General features: G+C 58.3%; 15 protein-coding genes, 1 tRNA gene and 7 pseudogenes. 11 read left to right on the top strand and 12 right to left on the bottom strand.

What is annotated here, in order from left to right:
- Nucleotides 1-104: 104 nt before the first annotated feature.
- Together NKJ58_RS29245 and NKJ58_RS29240 are read right to left on the bottom strand one after the other, a co-directional pair.
- Nucleotides 105-178, bottom strand: a tRNA-Lys gene (locus NKJ58_RS29245).
- A gap of 292 nt (nt 179-470) precedes the next feature.
- Nucleotides 471-639 (bottom strand): annotated as a pseudogene (locus NKJ58_RS29240) (IS6 family transposase); the annotation flags it as partial.
- Here NKJ58_RS29240 and NKJ58_RS29235 point away from each other — a divergent pair.
- Nucleotides 638-1,062: pseudogene (locus NKJ58_RS29235) on the top strand (DDE-type integrase/transposase/recombinase); the annotation flags it as partial. The pseudogenes NKJ58_RS29240 and NKJ58_RS29235 sit on opposite strands and share 2 nt — an antisense overlap.
- A 225-nt stretch (nt 1,063-1,287) precedes the next feature.
- Here the strand turns inward: NKJ58_RS29235 and NKJ58_RS29230 are convergent.
- A complete protein-coding gene (locus tag NKJ58_RS29230) occupies nt 1,288-2,013 on the bottom strand; it encodes an FkbM family methyltransferase (protein WP_352854521.1) in 726 nt (241 codons plus the stop codon).
- Nucleotides 2,014-2,461: 448 nt separating this feature from the next.
- Here NKJ58_RS29230 and NKJ58_RS29225 point away from each other — a divergent pair.
- Nucleotides 2,462-2,993 (top strand): annotated as a pseudogene (locus tag NKJ58_RS29225) (IS6 family transposase).
- A 134-nt stretch (nt 2,994-3,127) separates the two neighbouring features.
- Here the strand turns inward: NKJ58_RS29225 and NKJ58_RS29220 are convergent.
- The 4 genes from NKJ58_RS29220 to NKJ58_RS29205 all read right to left on the bottom strand — a co-directional run bounded on the left by NKJ58_RS29220 (nt 3,128) and on the right by NKJ58_RS29205 (nt 7,350).
- The gene (locus NKJ58_RS29220) at nt 3,128-4,189 is read right to left on the bottom strand and encodes an ABC transporter ATP-binding protein (protein WP_352854518.1); all 1,062 of its coding nucleotides are present in this window, start codon (nt 4,187-4,189) and stop codon (nt 3,128-3,130) included.
- A gap of 103 nt (nt 4,190-4,292) precedes the next feature.
- Nucleotides 4,293-5,144: a carbohydrate ABC transporter permease gene (locus NKJ58_RS29215; RefSeq protein ID WP_352854516.1), complete on the bottom strand. Its 852-nt coding sequence runs from the start codon at nt 5,142-5,144 to the stop codon at nt 4,293-4,295.
- Complete coding sequence (locus NKJ58_RS29210; protein WP_352854514.1) at nt 5,141-6,007, bottom strand: carbohydrate ABC transporter permease; 867 nt, start codon at nt 6,005-6,007, stop codon at nt 5,141-5,143. Before NKJ58_RS29210 ends, NKJ58_RS29215 begins: the two co-directional genes overlap by 4 nt.
- Before the next feature lie 53 nt (nt 6,008-6,060).
- The gene (locus tag NKJ58_RS29205; protein ID WP_352854511.1) at nt 6,061-7,350 is read right to left on the bottom strand and encodes a sugar ABC transporter substrate-binding protein; all 1,290 of its coding nucleotides are present in this window, start codon (nt 7,348-7,350) and stop codon (nt 6,061-6,063) included.
- A 149-nt stretch (nt 7,351-7,499) separates the two neighbouring features.
- Between NKJ58_RS29205 and NKJ58_RS29200 the strand changes: the two genes are divergently transcribed.
- From NKJ58_RS29200 to NKJ58_RS29170, 7 genes and pseudogenes are all read left to right on the top strand, one after another.
- Nucleotides 7,500-8,270 carry a GntR family transcriptional regulator gene (locus tag NKJ58_RS29200; RefSeq protein WP_352799967.1) on the top strand — a complete coding sequence of 257 codons (771 nt, stop codon included), beginning with the start codon at nt 7,500-7,502 and terminating at the stop codon, nt 8,268-8,270.
- The gene (locus tag NKJ58_RS29195) at nt 8,270-9,202 is read left to right on the top strand and encodes a ribokinase (RefSeq protein ID WP_352854508.1); all 933 of its coding nucleotides are present in this window, start codon (nt 8,270-8,272) and stop codon (nt 9,200-9,202) included. Before NKJ58_RS29200 ends, NKJ58_RS29195 begins: the two co-directional genes overlap by 1 nt.
- On the top strand, nt 9,199-9,963 hold the full coding sequence (locus tag NKJ58_RS29190; protein WP_352854506.1) for a 2-phosphosulfolactate phosphatase: 765 nt from the start codon (nt 9,199-9,201) through the stop codon (nt 9,961-9,963). Before NKJ58_RS29195 ends, NKJ58_RS29190 begins: the two co-directional genes overlap by 4 nt.
- Entirely contained in the window at nt 9,887-11,044 is a 1,158-nt protein-coding gene (locus NKJ58_RS29185; protein ID WP_352854503.1) for an NAD(P)-dependent oxidoreductase, read from the top strand. Before NKJ58_RS29190 ends, NKJ58_RS29185 begins: the two co-directional genes overlap by 77 nt.
- The gene (locus NKJ58_RS29180) at nt 11,041-12,174 is read left to right on the top strand and encodes a mandelate racemase/muconate lactonizing enzyme family protein (protein WP_352854501.1); all 1,134 of its coding nucleotides are present in this window, start codon (nt 11,041-11,043) and stop codon (nt 12,172-12,174) included. Before NKJ58_RS29185 ends, NKJ58_RS29180 begins: the two co-directional genes overlap by 4 nt.
- Complete coding sequence (locus NKJ58_RS29175; protein WP_352854499.1) at nt 12,175-13,053, top strand: SMP-30/gluconolactonase/LRE family protein; 879 nt, start codon at nt 12,175-12,177, stop codon at nt 13,051-13,053.
- A 462-nt stretch (nt 13,054-13,515) separates the two neighbouring features.
- A pseudogene (locus tag NKJ58_RS29170) lies at nt 13,516-14,043 on the top strand (transposase); the annotation flags it as partial.
- Nucleotides 14,044-14,420: 377 nt separating this feature from the next.
- On the opposite strand, the pseudogene NKJ58_RS29165 reads toward NKJ58_RS29170, so the two are convergent.
- The 5 genes and pseudogenes from NKJ58_RS29165 to NKJ58_RS31550 all read right to left on the bottom strand — a co-directional run.
- Nucleotides 14,421-14,740 (bottom strand): annotated as a pseudogene (locus tag NKJ58_RS29165) (ATP-binding protein); the annotation flags it as partial.
- Between the two features lie 109 nt (nt 14,741-14,849).
- Nucleotides 14,850-15,417: pseudogene (locus NKJ58_RS29160) on the bottom strand (helix-turn-helix domain-containing protein); the annotation flags it as partial.
- Nucleotides 15,392-15,682, bottom strand: coding sequence for a hypothetical protein (locus tag NKJ58_RS31555; RefSeq protein WP_502902357.1), 291 nt, complete (start codon nt 15,680-15,682; stop codon nt 15,392-15,394). The gene NKJ58_RS31555 and the pseudogene NKJ58_RS29160, both read right to left, overlap by 26 nt.
- 187 nt (nt 15,683-15,869) lie before the next feature.
- Complete coding sequence (locus tag NKJ58_RS29150; protein WP_352854497.1) at nt 15,870-16,484, bottom strand: 4'-phosphopantetheinyl transferase family protein; 615 nt, start codon at nt 16,482-16,484, stop codon at nt 15,870-15,872.
- A gap of 366 nt (nt 16,485-16,850) precedes the next feature.
- A pseudogene (locus NKJ58_RS31550) lies at nt 16,851-17,233 on the bottom strand (DDE-type integrase/transposase/recombinase); the annotation flags it as partial.
- 535 nt (nt 17,234-17,768) lie between these two features.
- Here NKJ58_RS31550 and NKJ58_RS29140 point away from each other — a divergent pair.
- Nucleotides 17,769-18,731 carry a hypothetical protein gene (locus tag NKJ58_RS29140; RefSeq protein ID WP_352854495.1) on the top strand — a complete coding sequence of 321 codons (963 nt, stop codon included), beginning with the start codon at nt 17,769-17,771 and terminating at the stop codon, nt 18,729-18,731.
- Nucleotides 18,732-19,077: 346 nt separating this feature from the next.
- Nucleotides 19,078-19,628 (top strand): IS256 family transposase (locus tag NKJ58_RS29135; RefSeq protein WP_352854492.1); only part of this gene is annotated, 551 nt, incomplete at its 3' end.

Below are 19,628 nucleotides of genomic sequence, written 5' to 3'. Positions count from 1 at the left end.
CTCCGGATCGCCAAATTGTCGATGTCAGCAGCAACAGCGTTTGCTACGGAGTTTTCCATGAAGCCGGCAATTAAACCGGCAATCAAAATAGAGATGTCCTGAACTGGTTGAGGGACTTGGGTTCGAACCAGGGTCTGCCGAGCAAAACTCCGCTGTCCTACCGCCAGACGATCCCTATCTCATCATTTTATCCCTGCTCTCGCAGAATGAAATCCGGCTAACGTCAAAATACATGCGACCCTTGAGTGGCCATCTTCGGCTCACCAACCCTTTGGCCGAAGATTATCAGTCATAAAGTTGCCGTCAACGTAGCGACGGGAGTGAGGGATTGTATCCCAAGTGTGCATGTGTACCAGCGGGTCTGTGTGATGCTTTGATGAAGAAATGTTAAGTGGCGATCTCACGTTGTCTGCATATACACGCGTTGAGACCTGCGGCCGCTGATGTCAGCTGACCATGGCCACAGCTTTCTATTCCGCCATGGCCTGCAGGCGGTGAATATTGTGTAGCCAGAGCGGAGCGTTTTGAGCGGGGCGGGACGAAGAGATTGCGCAGAGCCGAAAAGATCGAAACAAAGCGTTACAGTGCTCCTGGTGATCGGAAGCCTTGCATCATCCGCTCCCTTTGCAGCGGCACATCTGTTGGTGACACAGTCGAGTTTTGGTTCAGCGAGCAGCGCGACCTGCCGGCGGCCAAGCGCTTCTTCATAAAGGCGCTGGAGCGTCATGGCCGACCGGATCGCGTCATCATCGACGGGAGCCAGACCAACCACGAGGCGATCGTTTCTTGCGACACCACAAATTGCTTGCAGGATCGCTCCCGGCGCCGGCTGAAGCCGATCCGCATCCGCCGGGGCCAGTATTTGAACAATCGGATGGAGCAGGACCATCGGCGCATCAAGCGCCGGGTCCGGCCGAGGCTCGGCTTCAAATCGACGGCCACCGCCTCCACCATCCTCTCCGGCATCGAAATGTCCACATGATGCGCAATCGACAGGTGAGGTACGCCTTCAATCCGAATCCTTCCCTGGCCGAGCAGATCGAATCATTGCCGCCTGATTGACCTCGCATCAGGCCTCTCTGCGCCCCTATTCAGCCGTTGCAACAAAACCGTCCATATACGTCCACATATGGAATTACCAGCGCTGGCAGGCCTTAGTTGCCCGCCTACGGTATATCCGGCATACGCGCTCCCATCTTGCCTGATTGCCGCGAGGCACCCGAGGGTCGGACGCCATGGCAGGGTTTTCGTGTTTGTTCAATGACAGCGTTCGATTGCGCCACTCCATCAGGGCAATCGCTCGAAGATGAGGTTGATGCTAGTCATTGCAGCAAGCCGGTATGACCTGCTTTCCATCAGATTGATGATCCGGTCCCTGTTGCCCTTCAGATAATGCTCACTTGGCTCGCATTGGATGACAGCAGGTCTGATGCGCTCGTAGTCGATGGCCTTAACGAGATCGTGATCTAGCCCCTCGCAGTCGATTGATAAAAAATCGACTTTATTGGCATAAGGCGCCAATAGTTCATTGATACCTATCGCGCTCACTTCAATACGCTCTCGGATACCTCCTATACCGTCGAAGTCGCCGAAACTTTCCACATGTGCCTGATTCACCGACGAAAGCTCATGGGCGTTTCCGATGAAGAGCGTGGCAGACGCTTGCGGAGCAGGCAAGACAACGGATCGCACGAGAACGTCTTCCGGGCGCGCAGCCCGAATCAGCGCCCCCAGCTCAGGATTGGGTTCAACCAAAACACCTCGCGCGCCTCTTTGGTACAAAAGATAGGTACTTGAGGTAGAGATGGGGTGATTAGCGCCGATCTCGACATAGAACGCACTGACCCAAGATCTTTGGCTCTTGCAGAGTCTTGCAGCCAGTATTCCTTCGACAATAACGTCTTCTCCAGCTTGTGCGTAACTAGACGGCGCGAAGTGCTTGATCCGAGAGTTCGGTAAATTGAGCCTAGCGATTTCTTGATTTATGGACTGGTTTTCAAACTGGGACAGCATGGCTCGGCGCTCCAATGCTAACTTGTGATCTTGGTACGGGGCCGCCCGACCGGTTTGTCGCGGCGGCTCTTTCTCATCATCGCAGCAATCGGCGTGCCACGTTGCGGAATGCAGTGCTCCTCATTTTGAAAAGATGAAGCACGCGCGCCCGCTGGAATGGCCGCGACACTTTGTCGGGTTCGCTACATCGGCGCCACCAACCGGCAAGCCGCTTGCCGAAGTGACGCGCAGACAGCGAAACTTGCTGTAGATCGCGCGTTGTGCTTGGTGGCGGCGCGGACATGCGCGTGCCGTTGCGTATTGAAAGCGGTATCGACGAAGGCGCCGATTGGATCTGTTCCAACCTTTTGATTACCAGCACTGTGGCAAGGAGCCTTCGATCATTTTCGGAGGGTTGGAATGTTCACAGGCCGTCCGGTCCGTGATCCTGCTTCGCGTGCGCTGGTAGCTGGCCTACAACCTGAGCCTGCGCGATCTTGAGGAGATGATGGCCGAGCGGTGGATCGCCGTCGACCACACGACCATTCACCGCTGGACCGTTCGTTTCGTACCGCGACTGCTGGAGCATTTCAACCGGTGCAAGCGTGGCGGTTCAGCGAGCAGCGCGACCTGCCGGCGGCCAAGCGCTGTTCTTCATAAAGGCGCTGGAGCGTCATGGCCGACCGGATCGCGTCATGGAGCCAGACCAACCACGAGGCGATCGTTTCTTGCGACACCACAAATTGCTTGCAAGATCGCTCCCGGCGCCGGCTGAAGCCGATCCGCATCCGCCGGAGCCAGTATTTGAACAATCGGATGGAGCAGGACCATCGGCGCATCAAGCGCCGGGTCCGGCCGAAGCTCGGCTTCAAATCGACGGCCACCGCCTCCACCATCCTGTCCGGCATCGAAATGATCCACATGATGCGCAATCGACAGGTGAGGTACGCCTTCAATCCGAATCCTCCCTGGCCGAGCAGATCGAAATCATCGCCGCCTGATTGACCTCGCATCAGGCCTCTCTGCGCCCTCGTCAGCCGTTGCAACAAAACCCGCCAGTGCAGGCGAACATCAGCGTGATCGCACGACTGCCCTTGCCCGCCGGTGACCAGCACGGGCTTCCGGGAGCAAAGGGTCACAAGCGCGCGCCGCTTTGCCTGTCAAAGATGTGGACACGGCGCGGATCGATCCTCAGCCTTACCTCTTCACCGGGACCGACGGTGAGCCTGTCCTTGACGATGGCGTCGATAGGATCTTCGCCAAGTTTGGCGAAGATCTGTGTCTCGGAGCCGGTCGGCTCCAGCACCGAAACAATTCCCGGCAAGCCGTCGGGCGCAATATCAATATGCTCGGGACGTATGCCGTAGATGACCGGCTGGCCGCCCTGCGCCCTGCCCTCCTCGACCGGCAGCACGGATCCGGTATCCGACACAAAGATCTGCCTGCCGCCCGTCGAATTGATCTTGCCCTTGATGAGATTCATAGCCGGCGAGCCGATGAAGCCGGCGACGAAGACATTGCCCGGATTGTCGTAGAGATCGAGCGGTGCGCCGACCTGTTCCACCTTGCCGTCCTTCATCACCACGATCTTGTCGGCCATCGTCATCGCCTCGATCTGATCATGGGTAACATAGACGATCGTAGTGCCGAGGCGCTGATGCAGTTCCTTGATCTCGACACGCATCGCAACACGAAGTTGGGCGTCGAGATTGGACAGCGGCTCATCGAACAGGAAGACTTCCGGGTCGCGCACGATGGCGCGTCCCATGGCCACGCGTTGGCGCTGTCCGCCCGAAAGCTGTTTCGGAAACCGGTCCAACAGCTTGCCCAGATCGAGAATATCGGCCGCTTTCTTAACCTTGGCGTCGATCTCGGCCTTTGGCCTGCCCTTGATCTTGAGCGAGAAGCCCATGTTGGCGGCGACGCTCTTGTGCGGATAGAGTGCATAGTTCTGGAACACCATCGCTATGTCGCGGTCTTTTGGCGGAACATCGTTCACCACCCGGCCGCCGATGCTGATCTCACCGGCCGATATTGGTTCGAGACCGGCGATCATGCGCAACAGGGTGGATTTGCCACACCCTGACGGGCCGACCAGGATGACGAACTCGCCATCGGCAATGTCGACATTCACGCTATGGATGACTTGGACGTTTCCGTAGCGCTTGACGATATTCCTGACAGTGACCTGAGCCAACTCACACCTCCTACTGGGGCAAAGCAATCCGCATCTTCACTTCGCCTTCGCCGCGAATGCGGCGACTTCATCTTGAACACTGTCTTCGATTCGAACGTGCGCGTTATTCTTTGACGCTCGACATCGCGACCGAGTCGGTGAAGAAGCGTTGGAAGCCCAGCAGGATGACTGCAGGGATGAGGCTGAGAATGGTCGATGCGGCGAAGATCTGGCCGTAGTCGCTGCTATGCTCCCCCACCATAAGGCCGAGGGTGATCGGGGCGAGGAACATGTCGTTGCGCGTCGTGACCAGAAGCGGCCAGAGATACGCCTGCCACTGGCCATTGAAGAGGATGACCCCGGCCCCGATGAGAGCCGGACGCGAAAGCGGCAGGAAAATCTCGAGGAAAATCCTGAGCCAGCCGGCTCCGTCGATTTGAGCGGCTTCAATCAGCGAACGCGGTATGGCAAGGAAAAATTGCCGCAGCAGGAAGATCACTATGCCGCTGCCCACGAAGGGCATGATCAGTGCGAGGTAGGTGTTCTGCAGCCCGGCGCGTGCGAAGATGGCCGACAACGGAACAGCCACGACCTCCTCGGGGACCAAAAAGCTGAAGACGATGATGGCGAAGACGACCTCGCGGCCGCGCCACTGCATGGCGCTCAACGCGAAGGCCGCGGCTGCGCACACCAGCAGTCCTACGACCACCGTACATGCGGCCACGACGATCGAGTTGATCAATCCGGTCCGGAACGCTCCGCCGAGCGCGCTGCCAAAATTTGCCAGCGTCGGCCGTGGCGGAATGAAGCTGCCAATGGAAAGCGGATCGAGCGAGGTGAATATCTCGCTACCGGGCCGGAGGCTTCCGGCAACCAGCCAGACGATCGGCAGCAGAAAGCCGGCGGCGACGGCGATGCCGAACACCAGCTTAATCATGCGGCCCGCCCCGGCCGAACTCTTTTCTCCGGCGCTCACAGTTGCTTCTCCCGCGACAGCAACCGGAACTGGATGAGGATGATGACCATCATGATGACCATCAAGGTCAACCCTTCCGCAGCAGCCAATGGCACGTCGTTGAAAAAGTAAGCCTGCTGATACACGTCGTACATGATGAGCTGCGTGCTGCCGCCGGGCCCGCCTCGGGTTAGTATAGCGATCGGAGCGAACAGCAGAAATGCGGACACCGTGTCTGCGACGATTACGAAGGCCAGAGGCCGACGCATCAGCGGGATAGTGATGTGCCATAGCGACGAAAGCTTCCCAGCCCCATCGATCGATGCTGCCTCATAGAGATCGCGAGGAATGTCCTTTAGGCCACCGATGAGGAACATCATCCAGAAGCCTACTCCGACCCACGAGCTCATGATAATGATCGACATCAGTGCCTGGTCCGGCGATGTCAAGAACGGCTGAGCGCTCACGCCTATAGAAGTCAACAGAGCATTCGCCAATCCCTGCGGGCGGTATGCAGCGCCCCACAGGATGGCTGCGACGCTCGATGGGATGAATACCGGCAGGAACACCAAAACTCGCAGCAGCGAGAGGATCCGTGAGTTTTCGCCAAACAGCAAAGCGAGGCCGAAAGCAATTGCCGTCTGCAGCGGCACGGTCACCGCGACAAAGGTTAGGGTGGCGTGCAGGGTCTTGGCAAATGAAGGCGCCGTGAAAAGAAACCCGAAATTATCGAGCCCGGCGAATTCGCCGTCAGGGCCGGACAAGCTCTGCTGAACGAGCCAACCTGCTGGCAACAACCGAAACCCGATGAGGGCAACCAGAGCCGGCGTCAGGAAGAGGAGCGGCGCTATGGCCGCTCTCCATTTTGAACGTCGACCAATCATGGGAGCGGCCCTCACAATCCGTCCTTCAGAAACCGCTCCCATCTCCATCGCTTTTATCGCTCGATCCGCTTGAAACTACGCTCAAGTTCACTTTGAAGCTGTGTAAACGTCGGAGCAGCGTCACTTCCGTTGCGAATATCGCTCCACGCACGCGTGACCAGCTCCTCCAGCTGGAGATATCCGAGTGTACGCGGTCGCCGGACGGCCGTGTTCGCCAGCTCATAGCGGATCAAAGAATCAACACCCTTCAGGTTGGGATTCTGCTGGGGAATGCGGCTCAGCACTTCGGTCGAAGCCGCGATGTTCGCGGATAGACCGTCTTCGTCGGAGGCGAATAGCGACCCATCTTTATCTAAACCCGCGTAGCTCAAGAATTCCAGAGCCAGGTCGGCATTAGTTGTGCTCGCCGCCACTCCAAAATGCCACGATTCAGAAGGCGTGACCGCCTTGCCACCGGTAAAATACGGATGAGGCGCCACCCCATAATCAAGACCGTCGGCCTTGTTGAAAGCGGCGACTAACCAAGGGCCGCCAACAAGGAATGCGAGCCGGCCAGCTGTGAACAGGTCAAGCATCTCGGCTCCGGTCGGGCCACGCGAAGCCACGCCATCGGCGAAGATGCTTCCATACCATTTTCCTGCCTGCAACCAGGCATCGTTGGATACGTCTATGGTCAGCAGGTCCGGACCCTTGACGCCTGGGCCACCGCCAAGCGACTCGGGAAGAATCTGTAGCTGGTAGTAACGATCCACTTGCTCGAATCCAAAGCCGATCTCGGCTCCGCCCTTCTGCACCTTCTTGGCCAGATCAATGAGCTTGTCCCAGGTCAAGCGCGCGTCGGGCGAGACACCCGGCGCTTCAACAGCGGCTTGGGCCAGAAGCTTCTTGTTGAAAAACAGGAGCTGCGTTGACTCCCCGATCGGCATTGACAGCATCTTCCCGTTGTAGGTAGCGCCCTGCACGTCGCTGGGGAACAGTACGCCCTTGCTCTTTTCTGCGAAGGCACTCGTCAAGTCGGCCAAAATGCCCAGCTTGGAGAACGTCGGAACATAAGTCGGGTCCACGAGGAAGACATCGGTTCCGGAATTTCCCGTCCGGAAGCGCTGAACTGTCGTGTTCTGAAGGTCGGAAAACGGCACACCTTCGAAAGAAACCTTCTTGCCAGACACCTTTTCGAAAGCATCGAAGAGCCTTTTATAGCCGGCGCCGTCGCCATAGCCGAAGAATCGCAGCTTCTTGTCCTCCGCCCTGGCCGGCAATGATCCAAGGAGTGGCAGCGACGACACCCCCAACATGCCAGTCAAGAAGTCGCGCCGACCCGGGCGATATCCCAATAAACTCATCTTGTTTCCTCCCGTTCGTTCTGCGGAAGCATAAAGGAACTCCCTTAGCTCAAAGCGTACGCTAGGCCATTTCTTGCAAGAATGCAATAACCTAATATTGCCAAACGGTAACGCCATGTGGTAGCAATGAGTCGCCCTGAGGAGACCGCATGATTCGGCCCGGTAGAACTCCACTTCATATTCAGCTCGCCGATATCATTCGGTCTCAGATCGAGAGCGGCGTCTTCAATGCTGGCGATCAACTCCCCACTGAGATGGAGTTGATGAAGCAGCATGAGCTCAGCAGCAGCACTGTGCGACAGGCAGTGCTTGCCCTTGTCGGCGAAGGCTTGCTGTATCGACGCGCTGGCAAGGGAACTTTCGTTGCCAAACGTCACATCGGTCGGGACCTGCTCACTTTTTCAGGATTTTCGGAAGAAGCGGTGACGCGTGGCTTCCGGCCGGGTACTAAACACGTGATGGTCGACTGGCATCCCGCTGACGCCTTGGTTGCAGCCGCACTAAACGTGCCGACCGATGAGAACGTCTTGACCATCGAGCGCGTGCGGACGATCGACGACGAGGTCGTAGCGGTTGAGACAGTTTCGTTTGTAGCAGCAATCGGTCTACTGATGGAAAAGCTCGACCTTGCCGACACCTCTCTCACCGAAATTCTGGAGCGGCAGCTTGGTGTGGCTCTGGCGCGAGCCAGGCAGGAGATAAAGGCCGGCGTCGCGCGTGCCAAACTGGCAAAAGCACTCGACGTGTCGAGCGGCGCTGCGGTGCTGCAAATCGATCGTACCGCCTTCGACGCGACCGATCAGGTTATTTACTTTTCGTCCTCGTCCTACCGGGCCGATCGCTACATTTACACCGGCTGGATCGAGCGCACGAGCGCCTCGATCACTCAACCACGCCAATTAATCGGCGGGAGCAGATGATGCCCACTTGCGAGGTTTACGTCGTCGGCTCGTACGGAGTTGCGTTTTGGATTGTGGGCGACGTGCCAGCGCCGGGCGAAACTCTGCTGGGGTCGGGGTTTGCCTTCGGAAATGGCGGCAAGGGCTCTAATCAGGCTATCGGAGCTGCGCGACTCGGCGCCAGTTGCAAACTGCTGGCGGGCGTTGGCGCCGACAAATTCGGTGACGAGGCACTGCAACTTTGGCGCGCCGAAGGCGTCGACTGCTCGGCTGTGAGGCAGATAACTGAGACACCGACGATGGCCGGGATCATCATTCTCGACGCCGAAGGCGAGAACCGCATCATCACCGATCCCGGGGCCAACGCGCGGCTTACGGCGACCGATGTCGAAACCTTCGCAGCCACCTGGAAGAGCCCGTGCATCCTGCTCACACAGCTCGAGATCCCAGTCGAGACGGCGGCCCGCGCGCTTGCCATCGGAAAGGCGCGAGGACTGACGACCATCCTCAATCCTGCACCTGGACGCGCCCTGCCGAAGCAAATCTTTGCCGACGTTGACATCCTAACGCCAAACCAGTCCGAAGCGCGCATTCTGCTGGGGCTCGACGCTGACGATCAGCAGGCCGACGCCGATTTAGCGGCAAGACTGCGCGACCTCGGCGTGGGGCATGTCGTCATGACGCTGGGAACGGATGGTGCCTTGATTGTCGGCCCCGAAGGACTGACCAAGATCGCGAGCTATCCAGTCAACGTCGTCGACACTACCGGGGCTGGAGATGCATTCAACGGGGCACTCGCTGCAGGGCTGGCCAGTGGATTGACCCTCACGGACGCTGTTCGCCGCGGCACTGCGGCGGGCGCCCTCGCAGTCACGAAAAAGCTCGTGGTTCCGGCATTGCCCGATGAGAATCAGATTTCAGAATTGATGAAAACCCGGACCGCTTGCGCATGAAGATTAGGGTTGCTTTCCTTCCCACGGGCCCCCTGGCTATTGCCGGTGACGTGTGCATTATCGTGGATGTGATCCGCGCCACGACAGCTCTTGTCGGCCTTTTCGACGCCGGCAGCGATCGTGTGTTTGTCGGAGGATTTCGCGCGGAAGTCGCTAAAGCGCGCGCCGCCGTGGGCGAGAATGGCGTTATTTGCGCGGAGCTGGATGACGGATCAACGTCCCTCGGATTCGATCATGAGCCCTCGCCATCCCTCCTGTCTCGACTCGATCTGTCGGGTCGCTCCGCGATGCTGGCAACGGCCAATGGCACGCCAGCCATTCTCGCGGCAGTCCGCAAAGGCGCAGCCTCAATACTCATTGGTTCGCTGCGAAACCTTGATGCGGTTGCCCGGCGCGCACTCACGGAGGCGTCATCGCGCAATGCAGACATCACGATCATCTGCTCAGGCCAACTGCACAACTCACGTATTGCGATTGAAGATAGTTATTGCGCCGGACTGATCGTTTCACGGTTTTGTGCACTGGCGAAGGATGACGCTGTTGAACTTGACGACTCCGCGTCGCTCGCTCACGGCTTCACAATCTCGCAAGATAGTGCCGTGAAGGTGTTGTTGGGCTCGATGACCGGTCGCCGCTTCATCGGCAACTGCCGGCAGAACGACGTGGAGTTCTGTGCGCGCATCAATGAATCTACAATCGTTCCGGTCGTTGCCGCGCACGGCGAAGATTCCGATCATCCGGTTTATCTCCTCGATGCCTAGCAGCACCGACGCCATCAGATTGATTAGTGGCCGACCTCGCGTCCTGGCGACAGCAGATCTTAGCCCGGAAGGCATCGCCTCGCTCCGCGAAATCAGCGAGCTTAATTTGCTCGGCTGGGCAGCCGGCGAGTGGTTCTGTGATCGCAAGCAGCTGGTGGACGCAATCGCTGAAGCTGAGGTCGTGATAGCGGGATATGAGTGTTTTGACGAAGCGCTACTGGCTGCCGCGCCACGGCTTCGCGTCATCTTATCAGTACGCTCGGCCCCGCAAGCGAACATCGATGTGGCGGCCGCCACGGCGCGGGGGATCGCTGTAGTACACACTCTCGGGCGAACCAATCACGGAGTTGCAGAGTTCACGATTGCTCTCGCGCTGGGGCTTACTCGCCAACTCATCCCTGCCGCTGCATGGATTAGGTCCCGCTCGCCCGACTTCGACGCCGGAGAGGACTTTTTTCGTGGTACGGTATGGGGTCGCGGCGCGAGTTCTCCGCAACTCGCATTCACGGGCATTGAGCTGCATGGTCGCACACTCGGTATCGTCGGCTTTGGGGCAATCGGTCGTGCGGTCGCCGAAAAGTTTTCCGGCTTTGGCATGAGCACTATCGTCCACGATCCTTACGTCGATAGCGCCGAGTTAAGAACGCTCGGGGTCGAACCGGTCTCACTCGACGAACTTCTGGGACGCTCGGCAATTGTAACCTTGCACGCGCGGCTCAGCACACAAACGCGCGGCATGATCGGCGCAGACCAGCTCGATCGGATGGGGCGCGGCGCGTATCTCATCAACACAGGTCGGGCAGGCCTTATCGACACTGGCGCGCTACTACAGGCCTTAGATCGCGAACAGATCGCTGGGGCCGCGCTAGACGTCTTTGACACGGAGCCGCCTTCGGCGAGGGATCCGCTTGTTTCTCATCCGCGCGTCCTTGCGACGCCTCATATCGCCGCGTGGACCGAAGAGATGCGTTTACGTCACACCCGTAGCATTGTGCAAAACCTGCAGCGGCTTTTGGCCGGCAAGCCTGGCAATCTGTCGAACCCCGAAGTTCTCGCGATGGCGGGGAGGATCGTGCCTTGAAAATAATCGATGTCGCCTCGCGTCTCTATCAGATCCCGCCGACGGTCTCCTGGGAGGACGCCACACACCGCGTCGCGAACCTCGAATTCATCATCACCCGCGTGACCACAGACGCTGGGATCGTCGGCGAGGGCTTTGCCTATACGACAGGGGTTGGCGGAAGTGCCATCCTCGCCCTGATCGATGATTATTGCCGATCGATGCTTGTCGGACAAGATCCGCGGCAGATCGAACGACTTTGGTCGTTCCTCTATGGCCAATTGCACCGCAGCGGCACCGGGGGCATCAACACCCTCGCATTGGGCGCGATCGACATCGCGCTTTGGGATATTTCGGCCAAGTGGTACAATGTTCCAATACACCGTCTGCTCGGCGCGCGGCGCGAAAGCATCCGCACCTATGGCAGTGGCATTGACCTCTTCCTCGACAGCGACGCTCTACTCGACCAGGTAGATAAGTTCGTAGCGCAGGGGCACAATGCGGTGAAGATAAAAATCGGTCGTGACGCCGCGGAAGAAGATCTCGACCGTATCGTAGCCGTGAAGAAACTGATCGGCCCCACGCGACGACTGTTCGTCGATGCCAACCAGCGCTGGAATATCGCTGACTGCATGAACCGACTGCAGAAACTAGCCGCGTTCGACCTTGGTTGGATCGAAGAGCCTCTCCATGCCGAGGATATTCGCGGGCACGCCGACCTACGCGGCTTCGTAGCGCTGCCCATTGCGGTCGGCGAGAGCCTATATACGCGGCATCAGTTCGCCGATTATCTCCAGGCCAACGCCGTCGACATCGTCCAAGCGGACGTATGCCGCGTCGGAGGTATCAGCGAGTGGCTGAAGATCGCCAATCTGTCAGCGTCCTTCCACCGCACCATGGCGCCCCACTACATGTCCGAACTCTCCGTCGCATTGATGTGTGCAATCGACAACGCGGACATTCTCGAATGCGTGCACGGCGGGAGCTTCTCCGAGATGGGCGTACTTCAGGCGGAACTTCGCCTGGAGAACGGAGTGGCCTTTCCATTTGAAACACCCGGACATGGGGTGGTGTTCGATCACGAAAAACTCGAACCCTTCGCTGTCGATCCTGCCGAACTTCGGACCCGGAATATGCAGAGCGCAAAGTGAATGCGGCTCCATCACGCGCGCATGGCGGTCGATTGCCACAACCTCCTAGGCGAAGGATGCAACTGGAGCGCATTGGACCAGAGCCTTTGGTGGACTGACATTGAAGGAAAGAGCGTGTTCCGCTGGGACGACAACGGGAAAGTTGCGGCTGTGCGGCAACTTCCCAATCGTGCGGCGTTCGTCTTTCCACGCGCGCGTGGTGGCTTCGTGCTCGGCTTTCCTAAGTCTATAGTCATCACGGACCCAACCTTCACCGACTTCTCACAAGTGGCCGAAATCGAGCCGCATCTTGCGCAAACCCGTGTCAACGACGCCGCGATCGACCCCTACGGTGGGATCGTCTTGGGCACATACAATGAACAGAGCCGTGAGCCAGTCGGAGGCGTCTATCGCATTGCGCCCAATGGCGACGTCGTTACGCTCTTCAGCGGCGTAGCGGCCGCCAACGGACTGGCATTTTCGCCCGACGGCCGGATCATGTACTTCACCGACACAACGGAAGGCACCATCCGGCGTTTCGCCGTGGCTCCGCAATTTGCGGGTATTGCCGAGATAGGCCCGCTGGCAGGCCCGAACATTGCCCCCGGATCGCCTGATGGCGCCACCGTGGACATTGAAGGGGGCTACTGGAGCGCCAGGCTACGAGGCGGCTGTGTCGTCCGTATCGATCGAAACGGCCACCTCACAGATCGCGTGGATATGCCGACTATGGCGCCGACCTGTGTGGCACTTGGCGGCGAAGATCTGAGAGCACTGTTCATAACCTCACGGCGAGCCAGGCAATCGTCTGATGAACTTCTTCGATTTCCCGAGTCCGGGAACCTCTTCCGCGTGGAGGTCATTCAGGCTGGCCGACCGCCCTTCAGTTGCAGAGTCTAATTTAGCACTGGGCTGGGTGCAGTCCAGTGTTCGACTGCCGCGCAAGACCCCAGGACGCGGTTTGTGTCCGTGCATGGATCTAGTCGCGTGGGACGTCGTTCAATTCCGATCACCTGGGGAGGGTGATGAGCTGTCACCGGTTCGTGGGAGCTGCCCACACCCTGCCTGGTGCCCTTTTCGGCCTTGTCACCGGGACCCTTTTGAACGACGTGGGAGCGGTTTCCTGCGCGCCCAGGGAGAAGTGGACGGATGCGGATTGAACTACTCTAAGCCACTAGTCGCAGCGGCTACCGATCCTCCGACAAGAATGGCGAGTGGCTCACCATGTCGGATGCGGCCGTCTTGCACGTTAAGATCCGCCGCTTCTTCAGGCACGGCATATTGCCCGCCGAGCAGGTCATGCGTTGCGCTCCCTATCAAATTCGCGCCAGCGACCTCGAAGATGATGCGCAGCATCGAGAACGCGTGCGTGAGCTGACGGGCGCCGACGCCGAGGTGATAGCGATGGTCGAGCCGCTGCTTGCGATCCTCGGTGTCATGTCGAGAGAGTTCGCCCGCCTAACGAAGCAGGGTTCTCGATATCGTGCGCAAGGAGGAAGTCTGCCAGCGGGCTGATGAGCGCGCCGGGCGTCGGGCCGATCACCGCGCTCGCCTTCCGGCCCGAGCGGTTCGGCTCGTCGCAGGCGGTGGGAGCGCATCTGGGGCTGACGCCGGCACGCTACCAGTCCGGCGAGACCGACATCCAGGGCAAGGTCAGCCGCTGCGGCGACGAACTCGCCCGCACCGCCATCTACGAGGCCGGGCATTCGCTGCTCGTGCGATCGAAGAAGTGGTCGAGCCTCCGAGCCTGGGGCATGAATAGTGTTAGGCCGGGGCATGGAGCGGGCGCGGGTGGCTGTGGCCCGCTAACTGGTCGTCATTCTGCATCACATGTGGGCCGACGCGACCGAGTTCCGCTTTGGAAAGAAGCCTGATCACCTGGCCGCGTGAACTGAGACAGATCGAGGAGCAAGCAACACGAACAAAGCCTTCGCCCGAAAGGGCGATGCCCCGATCGTTACCTGGGGACGATGGGCGAGGCGATCTCGTGAGAGTCCCGAACCTGCCGGCCCAAGCGCGACAAGGTCGTGAAACAGATTGAGACGCCTCGCCCTCCTGACCCCATCATGCGGCGGCCCAAGCGCCGACCGCGAAGAGAAGCGAGTGACCCACGGAACGGTCCAGAAAAAGTGCAGGAGCATCTTGACCTCAACGACTCCAATCAGAGATGACTGTTACTGCGCGCTTCGCAAAAACTGGACAGCGATTCCGCTAAATCCCGGACAGTTTGACGAGGTTGGTCCTCGGCAGCCTGGTTGCCATCAAGGCTAATTGATTTCGCCGTTTTCTGCCCTAGTCAAGAGGGGTGCGTTTTTCTGCTTTCGCATGCTCTCGCCCCGGAGGGCGATGCGGTGAGCATTGTGCACGATACAGTCGAGTATGGCGTCGGCGACCGTGCTGTCGGCAATGAGGTCATGCCAGCTTGCCACGGGAACCTGGGCTGTGATCAGGGTGGATTTTCTCTCATAGCGCTCCTCGACGATTTCGAAGAGGTGCAAGCGCTCCTGATCGGAGAGCGTATGTGTTCCAAAGTCGTCGAGGATGAGCAACTGGCGCGAGTGAGCTTGTCGATGAGGCGAGGGAAAGAGAACGCGCACTCCAAGGCTACTTCGTCGCGTTCCGCGAACGAGAGGTTGCGGCTCTTCAGCAGTGGTGCGCATGGTCAGATCCCGGGGGAAGTCGACCTTCAGGCGTTACGCGATCTGCTCCGGACTCCACGCCAAAGACCAGCGTCGGCTCTGCCGATGAACGGCGCGCCGCTTTTTCCATACCACAACGGGTCCGTCGAAGGCGATGCCTTCCGGTGTGGCGATCAGGCCGGCGAGCCTGTCCTCCAGGTAGTCGCGCAAGGCAGGATTGCCTGCCAGCTTGTTGGTTTTCGGCCGTTGTGCCGCACGATCCGCTGCCACTGCGCGGTGAGAGCTCGGTAATCGAAGTCACCGCCTCGCGTGGCTGAGTTGCGCCTGATCTCGTGCGATATTGTGCTGGGCGATCGCCCCAGCTTGCGCGCGATGGCACGCACGCCAGTGTCCCTTGCGTTCCGAGGCGGCGAGATGTGTGGGAGGCATTCCACCAGAACTCCGAAACCACCGGCTTCCGACAGGCCCGGAGACCGCCTGCTTCGACGCCGGCCTCACTGGAGAGACCTGCCGCGGTACCCCGCCAGAACCGGCACAGATGCTCACGTTGCCAGACTGGTGGCCGTCCTGGCGAGGATAGTTTACGCCGGGTGGAGCGTTCAGATTTGCGTCTTCCTGTCGTCAATTTCACCTCCGGTAAAGGGGTGTTGCGACGACCGGTTGAATCCGCCCAATACGCGTGCGGGGCCTATTCCGAACTTCTGCATCGCCGCGGCATCCAGGCAAGCATAAGCCGTGTCGGCAATCCTTACGACAATGCGAAGGCGTAGAGCTTCATGAAAACCCTGAAACAGAAAAAGGTGCAAGGTCTCGCCTATAAGGATGCAGATGATGCCCGCAAGCACATCGGTGCTTTCATAGAGACCGTTTACAACACGCAGCGCCTGCATTCGGCGCTCGACTACCTCAGTCCGGAGGAATACGAACAGAAGCATTCACGCGGGCGACAGATGGAAAAGGCTGCATACCTTAACACGGAGGTGTCCGCAATTTTCCGTGTCTCAGTCTGGGGGTGCACTCCAACCCTGTCCGGAGATTACCGGAAAGCCTGTCCGGACTTTTCCGAAACCCGCACTCTTACATCCGCTCTGTCAGTAAATATGCTAAACCGATTACATTGTAGGAAGTATGTAACTCCAATGAAAAGGTACAATTTGACCTCGGCACATGTCCACGTCGGGCGTGAATATCGATTTCAATATCGTGGAATTCAAGAAAATCCCTATATAGTTGGAAGTAGGCTTTATACACGGCCTCCTTCAAAACAAACAGATCTCGCCGCTGGAGCAGCCGTAAGCCGTAGATGCGTTGCTCGTTAGGGGTAGAAATCAACTCAATTAAGTTCTCTGGCAGAGGTTCATTCGGTTCTATGTCGATACCAAGGGTTGCAACCCTTCTCTTCTCTGCAATAGCTGCTACTGCTACTGTACCGTGATGAGCCAAAGATCCAACAATGCCGGTCGGCCAAGTCGGAACACCAGATTGTGTCTTTGGAATAGGCATTGGTGGAAATCCCAGTTCTCCAAGTAGTGCCCGGGCTATTATTCTAGCGGCACCGCTTTGGCGACGGACTTTGGCAACAGCTTGTCCTAGTGCGGTAACTTCGGAAGAAAACAAAGCGTCCTCGTCGGCGTACTCTATCGGACGAATGCCGATGAGGATGTTCTGTCGATCAGACGGGATAATCTCCACCTATTGGCTCCTTTGCGGCTTTGGAAATATGAAACAGAAATCAACGGCCGGCCACCTTGGCCCTCAATTATCGTGAAGCGCTCGCGGCGAGTCAGGATGGGATTTGAAACTGTGGGACTCTTGCGCAATGCCTCCAGTAAGGACTCGCCTTTTGGCCATTAGTTTACCTCCGAATTGTTTTGGCAAACATTAGCACAAGCCGGCCGCTGAAGTCTCCGTTTCTTCTCGGTGACAAAAGTCACCGCGTGTCCCCCGGCCGCGCGAGGGAACCGCCGATCTGATCCATTCCTCTATCGAGACGATCCGCGCTGTGGGTTTTGTTGCAACGGCTGAATGGGAGCGCAGAGAAATCTGACACCCGGCCAATCACGCTGCAAGGATTTGGAACTGCTCGGCCAGGGATGGATCCGGATTGAAGGCGAACCGCCTGTGGCTTACGCATCCATTTCGATGCCGTTTAGGATGTTCGCGGCTGATGCTGGTGATTGAAGCCGAGCGTTGGCCGGACGCGGCGCTTGATGCGCCGATGGTCCTGTTCGATCCGGTTATTCAGGTATTTACTCTTGCGGATCCGGATCGGCGTCAGCCGACCCCGGGAACGATCCTGCAGTCGATTTGTGGTGTCACAGGAAACGATAGCCTCCTGGTTGGTCTGGCTACCCATCGATCACGACGCGGTCGGGCCGGCCATGACGTGCCAGCGCTTTTCTGAACCGCTTAGCCGAGGACAGGAGCCGCTGCTCGCTGAACAGATCGCTTCCCAGTAGACTTCGGTGACGCGTGCCGGCAACCGCCAATGGTCGCGCCGGTCCTCGCGCCGATTTAGGTAAACCATGAAGCCCCGTCGGGTTTGTCGGGTCCGCGACATAGTGTTGTTCAACCCGTGCCCTGCCGCACTCTCATTAAAGCCCTCGAACAATGTGCAAGACAGTTCTGCTGCGGTCCTTATGCGCAACTGGCGCAACTTTTGCTGCTTCCTGGCGAGGCGACCGGAACTGCCAACCGATATGACGTCGCCCGAAGGAGCAAAGGAAAACAATATGTCAGGTTCTGCAACAGATCCGCCTTCTAGCGGGAAGGGTCGGCAAGTCCACCAAATACGCTCGCCGTCCTCGTCGACCTCCCGCAGAAGATCCGCATCATCGGCTGCCATCAAAGGCCGACCCGCTAGCCCGCTCCTGATTGCAACATGTCGCGGCAAAGGAAGGCTCGGTGCAAGACCGAGAACTTGAGGGCGTTCTGCGTCAGCTATCAATTGAGCCTCGATTAACGTCAGGAGGGAACATGAGTAGACTCCTTGGCCTTTATGTTGATCACCAAATGACTTCGCCTTTGGCAATGGCGCAGCATTCGGCGAAGATCAAACCACTTGCGACCGACCTCGCGAGAAGCGGAGTTCTCCTTGTCACGACCTGCTTACGGGTTGAGATCTACGGTGAAGAGCCTGCACTCAGAACTATTGATAGCAGTACAATATTCTCTGGCTTTTCATGCGAACACATCGCAGGGGCGGTCCCTATTACTCAGCGTCTCGCCGAGATTGCGTCGGGCGCTCATTCCCAGATTCTCGGCGAGAATTACATCACGGATCAACTTGCGAATGCTATCGAACGCCTTGATCCAAACCTTCCGATTTTCCAGATCGCACGGCTGGCAATTGATATAGGTCGTGCCTCGCGCGAGCGGCAGCGGTTTATTGCATCGTTCAACTACGATCAGATCGTCCGAGACATCATAGCTGATCGGTTTCAAAATGGAGAACTGCCCGACCGCCTTTACATGGTCGGGGCGGGTATGTTGGGTCGCGAGTTTATCAGGAGTGGTGTGGGAGAGCGATTCCGTTCAACGGTAGTCGTAACGCGGAACCCTAAGAACCTTCGCAAACGTCTCCGCCCCTGGACCGACATAGAAGTTTCGCTCATGCGCCCGGCGGAGATTGGGTCCGTACGGGAACCTCGGTCGATCGTTGTGATCGCAACCGCCGATGTCAATGATGAATATCAAGCCATTCTTGGAAACGCGCTTCTGCGGTTGGAGCCGCGCACCATAGTGGATTTGTCGTCAATCCCGGTGCTATCGGCTGAAGCAGTCAGAAAGCTCAACTACGTGAGCATGTACGACGAGGAATTTCTCCGGTTCATCGAAAAAAATAATGCGCACCTAGCTCCGCAACTATCGGTCTTGCGTTCCGATATCGAGAAAACACTCAGAACCGCACAAAGTTACCTTTCAGTGACGACAACATAGCCTGCAGCAGCACGCATCTGTTCGGCAACGGTTAGAGAGAGATCAAAGCATGAAAGGAACGCGTGAGCCATATGGGGTAGCTGCCATGAGGCGGCGTCGCCAACCCGAAACTATCGGATGCGGTAGTATCCGTGCTGACCACGGAACTACAGACAAAGAATGAAAAGCTGGTACCGATCTACGCTCAGACTACCGCATCGCACGCAAGGAAAGGTCAACAGACAATGTCAAGAAGAGCACTCATCCTGGGGTAGTGTGCTGAGAGTTCTGCAAATTCGCTGAGAGAGGGCGGTCATGGCAGGCTGGTGATGTTCAACGTCACCGATTCCCTGGAAGGAACGCCACCATGACCAAGACAGAAGGTAAATCGACCAGCGCTGCCGTCAAAGACATTCTGCTTTCGAACCCGGAGGGGCTGCACGAAGTGATCCGTGCGGTAATGCAGGAGGTTCTCGAGGCCGAGATGGAGGAGGCGCTGGGTGCTTCGAAGGGCGAACGCACGCCTGAGCGCCTTGGGTATCGCTCGGGTTACTACGGCCGCACCCTTGTGACGCGGGTGGGCAAGCTTGAGCTGCGGGTTCCACAGGACCGGGCGGGTCACTTCTCCACCGAGCTGTTCGAGCGCTACCAGCGTTCGGAGCGGGCCTTGGTTGCGACGCTTGCGGAGATGTATGTGCAGGGCGTGTCGACCCGCAAGGTCAAGGCGATCACGGAAGAGCTGTGCGGTCATGCGTTCTCGGCTTCGTCGATCTCGGCCATCAACAAGCGCTTGGACGAGAGCCTGAAGGCGTTTGCCGAACGACCGCTTCAGGAGCCATTCCCCTACCTCATTCTCGATGCCCGCTACGAGAAAGTGCGCGAAGCCGGCATCGTGATGAGCCAGGCGGTGCTGATCGC

Origin of the sequence: Mesorhizobium sp. M0139 (assembly GCF_040322455.1) — a bacterium.
Lineage (GTDB): Bacteria > Pseudomonadota > Alphaproteobacteria > Rhizobiales > Rhizobiaceae > Mesorhizobium.
Note: the sequence above shows the minus strand (reverse complement) of the source record. Positions and strands in the feature narration are given on the sequence as shown.

Bases quoted from the DNA above. Each gene is read 5' to 3' on its own strand.
- NKJ58_RS29195 (WP_352854508.1), top strand. From the start codon at position 8,270: ATGCCCACTTGCGAGGTTTACGTCGTCGGCTCGTACGGAGTTGCGTTT.
- NKJ58_RS29205 (WP_352854511.1), bottom strand. From the start codon at position 7,350: ATGAGTTTATTGGGATATCGCCCGGGTCGGCGCGACTTCTTGACTGGC.
- NKJ58_RS29140 (WP_352854495.1), top strand. From the start codon at position 17,769: ATGAGTAGACTCCTTGGCCTTTATGTTGATCACCAAATGACTTCGCCT.
- NKJ58_RS29200 (WP_352799967.1), top strand. From the start codon at position 7,500: ATGATTCGGCCCGGTAGAACTCCACTTCATATTCAGCTCGCCGATATC.
- NKJ58_RS29210 (WP_352854514.1), bottom strand. From the start codon at position 6,007: ATGATTGGTCGACGTTCAAAATGGAGAGCGGCCATAGCGCCGCTCCTC.
- NKJ58_RS29185 (WP_352854503.1), top strand. From the start codon at position 9,887: ATGAATCTACAATCGTTCCGGTCGTTGCCGCGCACGGCGAAGATTCCG.
- NKJ58_RS31555 (WP_502902357.1), bottom strand. From the start codon at position 15,682: ATGCAGGCGCTGCGTGTTGTAAACGGTCTCTATGAAAGCACCGATGTG.
- NKJ58_RS29190 (WP_352854506.1), top strand. From the start codon at position 9,199: ATGAAGATTAGGGTTGCTTTCCTTCCCACGGGCCCCCTGGCTATTGCC.
- NKJ58_RS29230 (WP_352854521.1), bottom strand. From the start codon at position 2,013: ATGCTGTCCCAGTTTGAAAACCAGTCCATAAATCAAGAAATCGCTAGG.
- NKJ58_RS29175 (WP_352854499.1), top strand. From the start codon at position 12,175: ATGCGGCTCCATCACGCGCGCATGGCGGTCGATTGCCACAACCTCCTA.